Origin of the sequence: Pseudomonas sp. RL_105y_Pfl2_101 (assembly GCF_963970585.1) — a bacterium.
Lineage (GTDB): Bacteria > Pseudomonadota > Gammaproteobacteria > Pseudomonadales > Pseudomonadaceae > Aquipseudomonas.
Genome location: NZ_CAXAPG010000002.1, coordinates 377761 through 392456, shown reverse-complemented (window position 1 = coordinate 392456; position 14696 = coordinate 377761). Strand labels below are relative to the sequence as shown.

8 protein-coding genes and 2 pseudogenes are annotated in these 14696 nt (G+C 59.7%); 9 read left to right on the top strand and 1 reads right to left on the bottom strand.

Features of this window, described 5'->3' with window-relative positions; all coding sequences use genetic code 11:
• Positions 1-4 precede the first annotated feature (4 nt).
• Together AACY31_RS04510 and AACY31_RS04505 are read left to right on the top strand one after the other, a co-directional pair.
• Positions 5-529, top strand: coding sequence for a helix-turn-helix transcriptional regulator (locus AACY31_RS04510; RefSeq protein ID WP_339483359.1), 525 nt, complete (start codon positions 5-7; stop codon positions 527-529).
• Between the two features lie 82 nt (positions 530-611).
• Positions 612-3355 (top strand): annotated as a pseudogene (locus AACY31_RS04505) (AAA domain-containing protein).
• Between the two features lie 52 nt (positions 3356-3407).
• Here the strand turns inward: AACY31_RS04505 and treR are convergent.
• Positions 3408-4112 carry a trehalose operon repressor gene (treR, locus tag AACY31_RS04500; RefSeq protein ID WP_339483360.1) on the bottom strand — a complete coding sequence of 235 codons (705 nt, stop codon included), beginning with the start codon at positions 4110-4112 and terminating at the stop codon, positions 3408-3410.
• A 245-nt stretch (positions 4113-4357) separates the two neighbouring features.
• On the opposite strand from treR, the gene treP reads away from it, so the two are divergent.
• The 7 genes and pseudogenes from treP (at position 4358) to AACY31_RS04465 (ending at position 14606) form a co-directional block, all read left to right on the top strand.
• On the top strand, positions 4358-5800 hold the full coding sequence (gene treP, locus AACY31_RS04495; RefSeq protein ID WP_339483362.1) for a PTS system trehalose-specific EIIBC component: 1443 nt from the start codon (positions 4358-4360) through the stop codon (positions 5798-5800).
• Between the two features lie 73 nt (positions 5801-5873).
• The gene (treC, locus tag AACY31_RS04490) at positions 5874-7520 is read left to right on the top strand and encodes an alpha,alpha-phosphotrehalase (RefSeq protein WP_339483364.1); all 1647 of its coding nucleotides are present in this window, start codon (positions 5874-5876) and stop codon (positions 7518-7520) included.
• A 147-nt stretch (positions 7521-7667) separates the two neighbouring features.
• Entirely contained in the window at positions 7668-8891 is a 1224-nt protein-coding gene (locus AACY31_RS04485) for a maltoporin (protein WP_339483365.1), read from the top strand.
• A 74-nt stretch (positions 8892-8965) separates the two neighbouring features.
• On the top strand, positions 8966-11500 hold the full coding sequence (gene ptsP / locus AACY31_RS04480; RefSeq protein ID WP_339483366.1) for a phosphoenolpyruvate--protein phosphotransferase: 2535 nt from the start codon (positions 8966-8968) through the stop codon (positions 11498-11500).
• A 2-nt stretch (positions 11501-11502) separates the two neighbouring features.
• Entirely contained in the window at positions 11503-11790 is a 288-nt protein-coding gene (locus AACY31_RS04475) for a PTS transporter subunit EIIB (RefSeq protein WP_339483367.1), read from the top strand.
• Positions 11791-12087: 297 nt separating this feature from the next.
• Positions 12088-14070 carry a tetratricopeptide repeat protein gene (locus AACY31_RS04470; protein ID WP_339483368.1) on the top strand — a complete coding sequence of 661 codons (1983 nt, stop codon included), beginning with the start codon at positions 12088-12090 and terminating at the stop codon, positions 14068-14070.
• A gap of 129 nt (positions 14071-14199) precedes the next feature.
• Positions 14200-14606: pseudogene (locus AACY31_RS04465) on the top strand (DUF6632 domain-containing protein).
• The last annotated feature ends 90 nt before the right edge of the window (positions 14607-14696 follow it).

Genomic DNA, 14696 nt, shown 5'->3' with positions numbered 1-14696 from the left:
AACAATGGAATTTACCTTTACCTTGAAATATCAGCTTGTTGACGATGGCTGTGCGATGGATGAACTGGTCGAACGGCTAGGGGAAGCGGGCTGTGACGATGCCTTGGTCGGTATCGGGCAGCCGGGGCGGCTGGCGCTTGAGTTCACTCGCGAGGCTCCTGATGCGGTCAAGGCAGTGCATAGCGCTCTGGCCGATGTCCATCGCGCGGTACCGTCGGCCAAATTGATCGAGGTTGCGCCTGATTTGGTCGGGCTGACTGATGTAGCTGAGATCGTCGGTGTGTCTCGGCAGAATATGCGCAAGCTGATGTTGGCTCATCCAAGCAGCTTCCCGACTCCGGTGCATGAGGGGAGTGCATCTATTTGGCATTTGGCAGACGTGCTGACCTGGCTGCAGGCCAAGGGCAGCTATTCGCTGACCAAGAACGTGTTGGATGTGGCCCAGGTGGCGCTGCAGGTCAACGTTGCGAAAGAAGGTCGACGGTTACCGGGTATGGCTTCCAAAGCGTTGGACGCTTTGGTTGGGTGACAGCCTTGGGGGAGTCGCTGAAGGGGGGCTCCGACAACATGGATGTGTCCAGGCTTTGAACGAGCCTGAATATAAGGGATATATGGTTTCTATCAGCGCACGCGGTGAAGACAAGACTCGACAGTTCAGCGATTGGAAAATCAAAAGTGACAGGAGTGGTGGGTTCTTGCTCACTGGCTTCTTTCCTTCCGGCAAGAGCTATTCCTGGCCGCTTGAAGTCTGTGAAATCATTCCTACCCGAGTGGTGAGTGGCCAGCTTCTGCGCAGGAAGGGCAGTGCAATGGTCAACCCCATCGAGAGCGCTGTGATCTACGGCGAGAAATATGCGGTCGTTCAGTATGCGGGGAAGACGACAAAGTATGTGTTCAGGCTGGACTCCATCGAGCTAGTCGAGTCGACGAAAATCAAGGACGACCCGATCTTTCAATATTTCCGTTCCGTCGCCAATGGACGGGTCGATAAGAGCGTGAAACCTGGCGACAAGGAGATCGCCGAAAACGTACTGCGGCAGTTGAACGCAATACCTTCAGTTGCAGGCACGGCGCTGCACGCATATTGCTTCGGGCAGAATGGACAGCAGGTGCAAGCGGGTCATTTCATCTTTCCATTTGGCATCAATGAAAGTCAGCTCCAAGCCGTCGAACGGGCGTTCACCTCCCAAGTCAGTCTGATCGAAGGTCCTCCAGGTACAGGCAAGACCCAGACCATTCTGAATATCATTGCCAATATCCTGCTGTGTGGAAAAAACGTGGCGGTGGTCTCCAACAACAACTCAGCTGTCGCGAATGTTTGTGAAAAGCTGGGCAAGTCCGGCCTCAATTACCTGGTCGCTGAATTAGGCAGTAAAGACAACCGCGAAACATTTTTCGCTAAGCCGTGCTCCCGGCCCTCGGCGGCTCCCGAAGCAGCCCCCTCGATGGAGCGCATCCAGGCTGTCTTGCAGCAACTCAAAGGGCATCTGCATGCCCGCAATGCGGTGGCGCAGTTGCAGATTGAAATCGATGAGCTGGAGGTGGAGCGGCGTTATCTGCGGCAATGGCAGCAGGATAACGGCGTTATCTGCGGCAATGGCAGCAGGATAACGGCGTGCAGATACCGGTCCTGGACAAGTACAAGCTCACCCCGCAAAAGGCCGCTGACCTGATGGCTTATCTGGCCCATCTTGCGGGTGGCCGCGTCAGGGTCAAGGACAGGATTGAGCTGCTGTTCAATTTCAGGATTCTGCGCATCAGGCCATTCGATAACTGGGGAAAGCGCAAGTCGATGTTCTATGGCCTGCAACTCCACTACTACGACAAGGCATTGCAGGAAAAAAACGCGGCACTGGAAAGCCTTCAGCAAACGTTGCGACTTGGCAATTACCAGGCGCTACTGGAGGAACTGACCAGCGCTTCAATGAAGTATCTCAAGCAGCACCTGCATCAGCATGTGCCGACGCCTGAACCCTTTGACGCCAAGGACTACAAGCGCAGATTCGATGAGTTTGTTAAGCGTTACCCGATTATTTCCAGCAGCACGCATTCAATCATCAACTCCCTCCAAGCAGGGGCGATGCTTGACTACGTGATTATCGACGAGGCTTCGCAACAAGATATCGTTCCGGGAATACTGGCGTTGGGCTGCGCTAAAAACCTGATTATCGTTGGTGATAGAAAACAGTTGGCGCACATTCCAGCAAAGCTTGGCCTCGCAGCACCCCAGGATAACTACGATTGTGAGAAGCACAGTCTGCTCGATTCGTGCATAAGAGTGTTCAATGGCTCTATTGCGACGACGCTGCTCAAAGAACACTATCGGTGTCACCCGCGAATCATCCAGTTTTGCAATCAGCAGTTCTATGATGACCAACTGATTCCGATGACGAAGGACAACGGGGAAAAGCCTTTGTCGCTGCTGGTCACGGCCAAGGGCAATCACACGCGAAAGACAACTAACCTGCGGGAGCTGGATTCTCTGTTGGTGGTGCTTGAGGGGGAGGGCGAAAGCGCATGGGAGGGCGAGGACGGCAGGGGGTTTATTGCGCCGTTCAGGGCACAGGCCACTTTGTCTGGCACGCTTTTACCGGCTGACTTCGTCAACGACACTGTTCACAAATTCCAGGGCCGAGAGTGCGACGAGATCGTCTTCTCCACCGTATTGGACAAAAAGAGTATTACGCCGAAACTCCTGTCATTCGTGGATGACCCACGCATGGTCAATGTAGCGGTTTCCCGTGCTAAAAATCATTTTACTTTGGTCACGGGAGACGATGTTTTCAGAGCGAACAACGGGCATATCGCGGCGCTGGTGCGCTACATCGAATATTACGCGGAAGACCGGCAGTTGCATCGCGCCCCGGTGGTATCTGCCTTTGACCTGCTCTACAACGAATACGATCAATCGCTTGAACGCCTCGATAAGCGATTACGACGGGAAGACTCTGTTTTCAAGTCCGAGCAGATTGTGGCGCAGATACTGCGTGAGACGCTGGACCAGGAGGTTTGCCGGGGGCTCAAGTTCCATTCGCAGATCGCGCTGAACCTGCTGGCCTCGGCCGTGAACACGAGCCTGACGCCGAGAGAACGGGAGTTCATGGCCAACGGCGCCAGTTGTGATTTCGTGCTCTATTTCAAAGTTGGGAAAACGCCGTTGGGCGTGATAGAAGTCGACGGCGGCAGCCATGACACACCACAGCAGGTGGAACTCGATGCTTTGAAAAACAGCATCTTGAGCAAAAGTGGTATCTCTTTACTGCGTTTGCGTACCGTCGAAAGCCATATCGAACAACGGGTGGCCGCATTCGTGATGCAGTGGGCAACCAACGTCTCAACGGAAACGGCAACGTAGTTTGAACCACTGAATCATGCCCTGGCCGCCGCTCAGGCGGCCACCGCCGACTTCACCGCCGCGCCACATCCGAAAAATAAAACTTATCCAGCGTATGCCGCGATTCGGTGTACTCGAATTGTCGGCCGTCCTGAAGAAAGGTCTGGTTACTCACCACGATCACATGGCTCTGGCCGTCGAGGTCCAGGTGCTGCTGATCGTCCTTGGCGCAGCGGACCGCTTCGATGGTGCGCTGGGCATAGGCGATTTGCAGGTGCAGGGTCTGTTCGATGAAGGCGTAGATCGACTGCACGGCGATGTCGCGGGTCAGGCCGGGGATCACGTCGCTGACGAAGTGGTTGATGTCCAGGATCACGCGCTTGCCGTCGATTCGTCGGACCCGCTTGATGCGGGTGATCGGGCTCCCGGCGGGGGCCTTGATGTGCTCGAGCAGGGCGCCTTCCAAAGGTAGCTGACTGAATTCGACCACGTCGGTGCTGACATCGTTGCCCAGGCGCGGGTAGGTCTCCTGGAAGCTGACGATGCCACCGAGCTGGAATTCGATGGGCTGGGTGGACAGTACGAAGGTGCCCTTGCCGTGGATCTTCTGGGCGAAGCCGCGCTCCTGGAGTTGTTCGATGGCCTTGCGCACCGTGCCACGACTGGCCTGGTAGCTGTCCATCAGTTCGGTTTCGGAGGGCAGGCGGGCACCTCGCTCCAGGCGTTCGGTGGTAATGCTGGTCAGCAGATCGTTGTAGATCTGGTTGTATTTACTCATGGAGAGGGCTCTGTACCGCGCTGTTCACCGGGGCGGAACCTTACGGGCCAAGTGGGGGAGTTGTCCATTCGGCTGTCATTATTTGACGACAGGAGCGTAGGACGTTTCCTGGTTTTTCGGGGGTTCATCATAAACAAAAACAAAACTCGTCTGTACGAGTTGTTGATTTAACTCGTACAGACGAGTACTTTCCCTTCCACGTGCTGTCGACTCTCAATAACAAGAATGACGCGGAAGAAAAAAGCATGAGCCACGATTACTCAAAAATCGCCAGCGAGCTGCTGCAAAGCTTGGGTGGCGCCGACAATATCGAGCAGGCGGCCCATTGCGTGACGCGCCTGCGCCTGTCCCTCAAGGACGCGGCCCGGGTGGACAGTGCCACGCTGAACCAGATCGACCTGGTCAAGGGTTCGTTTTTTACCGGTGGCCTGTTCCAGGTGGTCATTGGGCCGGGCGAGGTGGAAAAGGTCTATGCCGCCCTGCGCGAATTGACGGGCCTGGCCGCCGCGACCATTGCCGACGTCAAGCGCCAGGGCGCGCAGAAGGGCAACGGCATGCAACGCCTGGTGCGGGTGCTGTCCGATGTGTTCATGCCCATCCTGCCTGCCCTGGTGATCGCCGGCCTGCTGATGGGCGTCAACAACCTGCTGGGCGCCAAGGGCATGTTCATTGCCGGACAGACGTTGCTCGATGCCTATCCGAACCTGGATGGCGTCTGGAGCCTGATCAACCTCATGGCCAATACCTCCTTTGTCTTTCTCCCGGCCCTGGTGGGCTGGTCGGCGGCCAAGCGTTTCGGCGGCAGTGAGATCCTTGGCATCGTGCTGGGCTTGATGCTCGTCCACCCGGACCTGCTCAATGCCTGGAACTACGGCAAGGCCGTGGCGGGGCTGGAGGGCCAGAGCCTGCCGTACTTCGACATCTTCGGCTGGTTCCGGATCGAGAAAGTCGGCTACCAGGGGCAGATCCTGCCGATCCTGCTGGCGGCCTATGTCATGAGCGTGATCGAGCGATGGTTGCGGGCCAGGGTGCCCAACGCGATCCAACTACTCGTGATCCCCATCACCACCATTGTGGTTACCGGTGTACTGGCCCTCGCCATCATCGGTCCGGTCACCCGGCACCTGGGCATCCTGATTACCGAAGGCATGGTGGCGTTGTTCGACCTGGCGCCGGTGATTGGCGGGGCGATTTTCGGCCTGCTCTATGCGCCGCTGGTGGTGACCGGCATGCACCACATGTTCCTGGCGGTGGATCTGCAATTGATCTCGACCCAGGGCGGCACCTTCATTTGGCCGATGATCGTCATGTCCAACCTGGCCCAGGGCAGCGCGGCGCTGGCGGTGTTCTACATGACCCGCAATGCGCGGGACAAGAGCATGGCGTCCACGTCGGCGATTTCCGCTTATTTCGGCATCACCGAACCGGCAATGTTCGGGGTCAACCTGCGCTACAAGTTCCCCTTCTATTGCGCCCTGGCCGGTTCGGCCCTGGGCTGCATTTTCCTGTCGCTGAACAAGATCAAGGCCTCGGCGATTGGCGTCGGGGGGCTGCCGGGTTTCATTTCGATCGTGCCCGACTACATACCGATGTTCGTGGTCGGCATGGTCATCGCCATGAGCGTGCCCTTTGCCCTGACCTGCGCGTTGAGCATGAAGATCGTCCGGCCGGGGTATCGGGTGGCCTGACGCCTGTGGGAACCGGGCTTGCCCGCGATGAGGCCCGCAGGGCCAGTACCAGACAGAATGAAGGAATCTCGCCATGCAAGACTGGCAACGCTCAGTGATCTACCAGATTTATCCGAAGAGTTTCTACAGCCATGGCGGCCAGGCCACCGGTGATTTGCGAGGGGTGGTGGACAAGCTCGACTACTTGCACTGGCTGGGTGTGGATTACCTGTGGCTGACACCGTTCCTGCGTTCGCCGCAACGGGACAATGGCTACGACATCAGTGATTACTACGCCATCGACCCCAGCTACGGCACCATGGCCGATTGCGAATTATTGATCGCTGAGGCGCGCAAGCGCGGTATCAAGCTGATGCTCGACATCGTGGTCAATCACACCTCCATTGAGCATCCCTGGTTCCAGGCCGCCCGCAGCAGCCTCGACAACCCGTACCGCGATTTCTATATCTGGCGGGACCAGCCGAACAACTGGGAGTCCAAGTTCGGCGGCTCGGCCTGGGAGTACGAAGCGCAGACCGGCCAGTATTACCTGCACCTGTTCGACCACACCCAGGCCGACCTGAACTGGGACAACCCCCAGGTGCGTGCCGAAGTGTTCAAGATGATGCGTTTCTGGCGGGACCAGGGGGTGGGGGGCTTTCGTCTCGATGTGATTAACCTGATTTCCAAGCCGGCCGACTTTCCTGACGACCACACTGATGGCCGGCGTTTTTATACCGACGGTCCCAACGTGCATCGCTACCTGCAGCAAATGCATCGGGAAGTCTTCGAGGGGTTCGACCTGATCAATGTCGGCGAGATGTCGTCCACCAGCCTTGAACACTGTGTTCGTTATTCGTGCCCGGCGTCCCGTGAACTGTCGATGACGTTCAATTTCCATCATTTGAAGGTGGATTACCCGAACTTGCAAAAGTGGGTGCGGGCCGACTTCGATTTTCTCGAACTCAAACGCATCCTGTCCGACTGGCAAGTCGGCATGCAGGCCGGTGGTGGTTGGAATGCGCTGTTCTGGTGTAACCATGACCAGCCGCGGGTGGTGTCGCGGTTCGGCGATGACGGTGAGTACCGCGAGCCTTCGGCGAAGATGCTTGCCACGGCGTTGCACTTTCTCCAGGGCACCCCGTTCGTGTACCAGGGCGAGGAGTTGGGGATGACCAATCCGGGCTTCGAGCACATCGAGCAGTATCGCGATGTGGAAACCCTGAACATCTATCGCCTCAAGCGCAACGCCGGGGTGCCGGAGGCCGAGGCCATGGCGCCGATCATCCAGAAGTCCCGCGATAACGGGCGCACGCCGATGCAATGGAATACCGGGCCGAACGCCGGTTTCAGCCGGGCCGAACCCTGGATCGGTGTGCCCGTCAGCGCCACTTCCATCAACGTCGAGCAGCAACAGCAAGACTCGGCCTCGGTGCTGCATTACTACCGTCAATTGATCGCCCTGCGCCGCAGCGAAGCTTTGATCCAGGACGGTGTCTACCGCCTGCTCTTGCCCGAACATCCGCAGGTGTGGGCGTACCTGCGTGAAGGGCAGGGGGAGCGCCTGTTGGTGGTCAGCCATTTTTATGGAGGCGACTGCGACGTGGAGCTGCCCGAAGGCGTCCTCAGCCATGACACGAAACAACGCTGGGTGATCGGCAACTACGAGGCCGGCGAACACCGATACCGACGGCTGCGCTTGCGGCCCTATGAGTCGTTTGTGTTGCACCTGAGCGACTGAATAAACAGCTTTCCCTGACCCAGGCAATGCCTGACAGCGAACACGTTGCGCCAGACGCATCGTGGGCCCTTTGTCGTCAGCTAAATGGCGGTCAAGGAGGGAAGTTATGGAGCAAAAAACAATAAGAAATAATGGAGAGGTGGGTGTATGAAAACAATTATAAACCGTGGCCTTGCCGCGTCCTGTATCTGCCTGGCGCTGCCGTTCCCGGCTCAGGCGCTGGAGTTTTCCGGTTATCTGCGCAGCGGCGTCGGCAGTGCGACCAATGGCCGTTCCCAATCCTGCTTCCAGTTGCCCGGGGCACAGACTAAATACCGATTGGGCAATGAGTGCGAGCAGTATGGGGAACTGGAGCTGCGCCAGGATCTTTTCACTCTCGACGATGGCTCGGTGTTGAGCGTGGACGGCATGGCATCGCTGTACAACCGCTATGACCGCACGCCGACTTTCCAGGGTGAAAACGGCTCGGCGCGCATGCCGCAGATGTATGCCCAATGGTCGAACATGCCCAGTCTGAACGGCGGGTCGCTGTGGGCTGGTCGGCGTTATTACAAACGTAACGACATCCATATCTCGGATTTCTACTACTGGAACCAGAGTGCTACCGGTGGCGGGATCGAGGACGTGCTGATCGGCGGGCTGAAATACAGCTACGCCTTCTCGCGCAAGGACAACCTCTACCAGAAAGACCCGGTCAACCGGCATGACTTCAACGTCGCCGGTTTCAGGACCAACCCCGGCGGCGAGCTGGAATTTGGCCTGAGCTTCATCGACCGGGCGGACCGTCGTGACGCCCATCGCGGTTGGGCCCTGACCGCCCAGCATGTGCAGCAGGACTTCCTGGGCGGCAAGAATAAACTGGCCTTGCAGTACGGTGAGGGCCCCGGCACTGGGCTGGGGTATACCGGCGATACCGGACTGGACGACAGCAACAAGAGTTATCGTCTGGTGGAGTTTTTCGATTGGCAGCTCACGCCGCGTTTCGGCGGACAGGTGCAGGCGGTGTACCAGAAGGACATCCGCACCGATGGCGCCGACCAGGACTGGCTGTCGTTGGGGGTTCGCCCGGCGTACGCCATCACTGATCAATTCAAGTTGGTGGCCGAACTGGGTCATGACCAGGTTCAGGCCAGCGGTGGAACACGCAAACTGAGCAAAGTTACCTTTGCGCCCACCTGGTCGCCCAAGGGCCCGGAATTCTGGGCTCGTCCGGAAATACGGCTCTATTACACCTACGCCAGTTGGAACGAGGCGGCCAAGCGTGCAGCCAATGAACTGGCAGCCGGCTCGGCGCTGTCGGACACCGGTGTATTCGGCGGTGCGCGACATGGTTCCAACGTGGGCCTGCAGGTCGAATACTGGTGGAAATGACCCGTGTAGCGCGGGTCGCTGATCTCTGCGTGCCCGCGATGCCAAAAAGAACAGACAGCAGCAGGTGAAGTCTCATGAACACAACGCAACCTTTGCAATTGCTCGCACCGCTGTCCGGGGTCTTGATGCCCTTGGACAGTGTGCCGGACCCCGTCTTCTCGAGCCGTGTGGTGGGGGATGGCATCTGCATCGATCCGACCTCGCAGACCCTTTGCGCGCCGCTTTGCGGTGTCATCGGCACGCTTCAGGACAGCGCCCATGCGGTGAGTGTCACCGCTGACAACGGCGTCCAGGTGCTGATGCACATTGGTCTGGACACGGTCAACCTGGCGGGCAAGGGGTTCACCTCGCGGGTGACCATGGGGCAACGGGTCGAGGCCGGCCAGCCGCTGATCGATTTTGATGCCGACTACATCGCCCTGCATGCGCGCAGCCTGTTGACGCTGATGCTGGTGGTCAGCGGCGAACCCTTCAGCCTGCTCGGGGACGAGACGAGCTGTATCGAGAGTGGTGCGCCGTTGCTGCGTGTGTGTCCGACGGAACAAGGACCCGTCGACGAGGCGCAGCAGGGTTCGATGCTGTTTTCCGGGTCGCTGATCGTGCCCAATGAAAGTGGCCTGCATGCCCGTCCTGCTGCGGTGTTCGCCCAGGCGGCCAAAGGGTTTGATGCCAATATCCAACTGCATAAGCAGCAAGCCAGCGCCAACGGCAAGTCACTGGTCGCGATCATGGCGTTGCAGACGGTCAAGGGCGACAGCGTGCAGATCAGCGCCGCCGGCCCTCAGGCCGGACAGGCCATCGAAGCGTTGGAACAATTGCTGTTGTCGGGGTGCGGCGAGACGGTGCAAGCGCCGCTGACGGCGGCGCCGCCCGTCACTGTCGAGCCGTCGATGCCCGGCCGGCTACGGGGTGTTTGTGCGTCGCCCGGTTCGGCGTTTGGTGAAGTGGTCCAGGTCGCCTCCCAGGTGTTGGACATTGAGGAGGCGGGTGTCGGTATCGAGGTTGAGCAGGCCGCCCTGGATCAAGGCCTGGAGCAAGCGACGCAAGCCTTGAAGGTGTTGCAGGACGAGGCGGCAGGCAGTGTCCAGGCGCAGATTTTTCGGGCCCATCAAGAGTTGCTGGAAGACCCCACTTTGCTGGAGCAGGCCCAAGCCTTGATCGCCGAGGGCAAGAGCGCGGCATTCGCCTGGAGAACCGCTACCGAGGCGAGCGCTGCGCTGTTCCAGCAATTGGGCAGCGCTTTGCTGGCCGAGCGGGCTGCGGACCTGGCCGACGTCGGACAACGGGTGCTCAAGCTGATCCTGGGGCTAGAGGATAACGCCTGGAACCTGCCTGAACGGGCGATCCTGGTGGCCGAGCAACTGACGCCATCCCAGACCGCCAGCCTCGACACCTCACGCATCGCCGGTTTCGTCACTGTGGGGGGCGGCGCCACCAGCCATGTCGCGATCCTGGCCCGTGCGCTGGGCCTGCCCTCGTTGTGTGGCGTGGCGCACCCCGTGCTGGCCCTGGGCAACGGCACCCGGGTGTTGCTGGATGCCGACAGTGGCGAGCTGCACGTGAATCCGGATCAAGCCCTGGTCGAGCAACGCCAGGCCACTCGGGACCGGCAGCGCCAGCGGCATCAGCGTGACCTTGAACAAGCGGCCCTGGCGGCTCGTACCCTTGACGGTCATCGAGTCGAGGTCAGCGCCAATGTCGGGTCGCTGCGGGACGTGGAGCAGGCCATGAGCCTGGGTGGCGAAGGTGTCGGGCTGTTGCGCTCCGAGCTGCTTTACCTGGATCGCGCTCAGCCACCTGGCCATGACGAGCAAGCGGCCCTTTACAGTGCCGTCGCCCGGGCCCTGGGACCGGAACGCAATCTGGTGGTACGTACCCTGGACGTGGGCGGGGACAAGCCGCTGGCCTATGTGCCAATGGCTCATGAGGCCAACCCATTCCTCGGCATGCGCGGTATTCGCCTGTGCCTGGAACGTCCCCAGTTGTTGCGTGAACAGTTCCGGGCAATTCTTGCCTGTTCGGGGCTGGCGCGGCTGCACATCATGCTGCCCATGGTCACGCAACTGGCGGAGCTGCGCCTGGCGCGGCAAATGCTGGACGAAGAGGTCTGCCACCTGGGACTCAAACAGGCGCCGAAGCTGGGCATCATGATCGAGGTGCCGGCGGCGGCGCTGATGGCCGACCTGTTTGCCCCAGAAGTGGATTTCTTCTCCATCGGAACCAACGATCTGACCCAATACGCCCTGGCCATGGACCGTGACCACCCACGGCTGGCCAGCCAGGCCGACAGCCTGCATCCCTCGGTGTTGCGCCTGATCACCCGTACGGTCGAGGCCGCCCGTGCCCATGGCAAATGGGTCGGTGTGTGTGGTGCGTTGGCTTCGGAACCCCTGGCGCTGCCGGTGTTGCTGGGGTTGGGCGTGGATGAGTTATCGGTCAGTGTGCCGCTGATTCCGGCGATCAAGGCCTGCGTGCGTGAATGGAACCTGAGCGAGTGCCGCACGCTGGCTCAACAGGCCTTGGGCCAGGAAAGCGCCGAGCAGGTGCGTGAGCTCCTGCGTATTCACTCATCCACGGCCACCTCGGCCACCCTGGCCATGGAGCATTGAACATGTTCGACAAACTACAACAGGCATTCTGGAAAGCCCTGACCCCGGACCTGGTACCGGAAGAGCCCAAGCGGCCTGGCTCGGTAGAGGGACTGGCGCCGGCCATCATCGCCGCGTTGGGCGGTGCGGATAACCTCAAGGCGCATCAGCCTGTGGCGTTGACGCGACTGCGAGTGGAACTGCGAGATGCGGCGCGGATCGACCGGATAGGGTTGAGCGCCGCCGGTGTGGCTGGCGTGATGACGCTGGACAACGGTGTGGTGCATCTGATCACCGGCTTGCGAGGCTGAACCGAACCTGGCACATGGCGATAACGGTTCCGGGGGCTGCTGCGCAGCCCAACGGAAATAAATCCCCTCGCCACAAGGGGAGGTGTTTCCCAGGTGTCTGTGCCCAGCCGCTGCGCAAAGTCGGGTTCTAAATTGTGCTTAAATGCCAACGCCCCCATCGTTGCTCTTGGCTTGTCCTCGTTTGTCCGTCGCTCTCTGCAAGTGAATGCGCACAGCTGTCGGCCGCTCACAAGAAGACTGCAAACCTCCATCCAAGAACACCGTGCCGACCCACTCAGAAACGGTGTCACCGCCTTTATGTTCAAACGCATCCTATCCGCTCTGAGCGGTAAGAAATCCAGCACCTCGACAGCGGTTTCTTCCGCGCACACTGATGCGCCGCCGCCCCAGCCGGACGAGAGTGAATTGATCACGGTCTACGACAGCTACGGTCGTGAGATGCAGATCACCCGCAACGAGTGGCGCGACAACGTTTTCCTGCCAAACCTGCGAGAGAAATGGAAGTCTGCCGACGAGCTCTACAGCCTGATTATCTCGGGGTTGAATGATGGCTTTGTCGCTGACTTGATCCCGGCCGCTGCACAACTAATCGAGATCGACAGCCATCCCGAGCGCAGCCATGTCATTCAGGGCATTGTGCTGCTGGAGAACGGCCAACTCGATGCCGCCGAAAATGCGCTGCGCACGGGGATGGCGAAAGTCGGCGCGACAGGCACCTTGCTGACTAACCTGGCCAAGGTCTTCAGCAAGCGAGGCGAGCAGGCGCTTACCGATGAGACGCTTTGGCACGCGATCCAGGCTGACCCCAATCAAGAGAATGGCCTGTTGTGGTGGGCGGCCATTCAGCGGGAAAGGGCCGGCGAGGCGGGCTATCTCGAGGCGCTGCGTACCGTGGCTGCGTTACCCGACAGTTGGCGTGCGCCCTTGTGGTTGGCGCGTCATTGCCTGGAACAGAAGGACGTCGAGTCGGCGCGCGTGTTTTACGCGCAGGTGCTGACGGCGGGTACGTTCGACGGCAGTGCGCTGATGATGATCTCGGGTGACTTGGGTAACAACGGCCAGATTCCACTGATCGTCGAGTTGGTCGGGCCTGTCTACGATGAGCACAAACACGACCCCATGGCCGGTATCAACTTGCTGCGCGCCTACCAGGAACTTGGCCAGGCGGCCGAAGGCGAGGCGCTGCTCGCCCGCCTGTATGCCCTGGGTTTTGCGCCGATCAAAAGCCAGCTCGACCAGTTTGCCCAAGCCTTCCAGCAAATGCACAAGCAGGACGCCCAAGGCGTGCCGGTGGATCCTGAAAACCTGAAGTTCGCGACGTTGGCATTGAGCCAGCCGATCTGGCACTACGGTTTGCGCAACGCCGATTGGTTCTTCGCGCAGAAACCGGAAGGGGCAGCGCAAATCGGTTTCTTCGCGCTGTCCAAAAGCACAGACGCTGTAGTACGCGCCGAATCGCAACGGGAGGACGAACTGGGACGCTTCTCGCGCGCCATTCCTCTATACCTGGCCGAAGCCGTGCACTACTGGAGCGACCATGTAGGCACTTGTTATATCCAGATCGTGGAAGGCGGCGGCCCAGTGCTATCGGGGTGTGAAGCCGACGGCCAGGCGCTCTTCGATGTCGTGCCGCCGACGATGAAGGCTTTCATCACCGGTGAGATCGGCTGTTCGGGTGACGGTGATCAAGGCCAATGGCAGCTTTCCCTGAGCCTCTGGGACTGCGCAACCCGCACCAGGCAAACGACCGAAAGCGGCAGCGCGGCGAAGGCCGGCATCGGCGCTCTGGTACTCGACCTCGAGCAGCGCTTGCTTGCCCGCATTGGCCTGAGGCGCGAGACACCCATTGATTCGTTCTACCTGCATCCCACCGCCGAGGTCCTGCCGGTCTACCTGACCGAGTTGGGCCAGGCCTTCATGCTGACGCTGCTGGCGAACGGGCGTCTGCCTAAATCCGCAATGTGGGGTGAGCGTGCCATGCTCGATTGGCCGCTCAACATGGCCCTTCATTGGCCCACGGTAGAAGTCGCCAAGCTGATGTACATCTCCGGGTTGGGCAAGGCCCACGATTACCAGTCAGACGTACTCGCCGAATACAAAGAGCGCAGCCTGCAGTGGCTGCGTGAGTTGGAGCAGGCGGGCAACCCTGCATCGCGCTTGGCGCCATTGATATGGAAGGTGTTCGGTATGCAGGCGGAGCTACACGCTTACCTGCGCCACTTGCCCGACGATACAAGTGCTGCGCACAAGGCCTGGCTGGAGCGGGTGAGCGAGGCTTAATGATCGACAAGGCGCTCGAAGACGGCCCAGGCGACTGACGGCATGGGTTGGCCGGCGTGCGTCCCTGGCGCGTTCTATACCCCGGGCACCCCATTCCGGCGACAGCCATGCCGCAACAAGGAGCCGGCCATGAACGACACCCAACGACTTGCCGCCTTGCGTATGGTTTTGATCGTTGTCGGCCTGATCGCCGTCTTCGCGATCTGCCGCTGATGAACCTGTGGCCGTCTGGCTGGGCGTGGCACAGCGGCCATTCCCACTATCCGTTGATGATTGTCGGAATCTACGCCACCCTCGGTGTGTTCCTGCTGATGGCGTCGTGCGATCCGATGAAACACCTGAGCCTGATCTGGTTCACGGTATGGTCGAGCATCGTGCACGGCGTGATCATGGCCGTGCAGTCCTTCGACGTCGAGACGGATGGGACCCGGCATATGGGGCATTTACTCGGCGATGTGCCGGCGCTGTTCATCGTCGCGGCGGCACTGGCTTCTTTCATGCCTCGGGGCGAGAAGGCACGTTCGCTGCACGATTGAGCACCGTCTCGATGGGTACAGAAAAAACCTGTTGATAACCTCCTCTGGTTTTTTTCATTTTTGCAGCCCTTACCGTTTCTCATCTGCGGG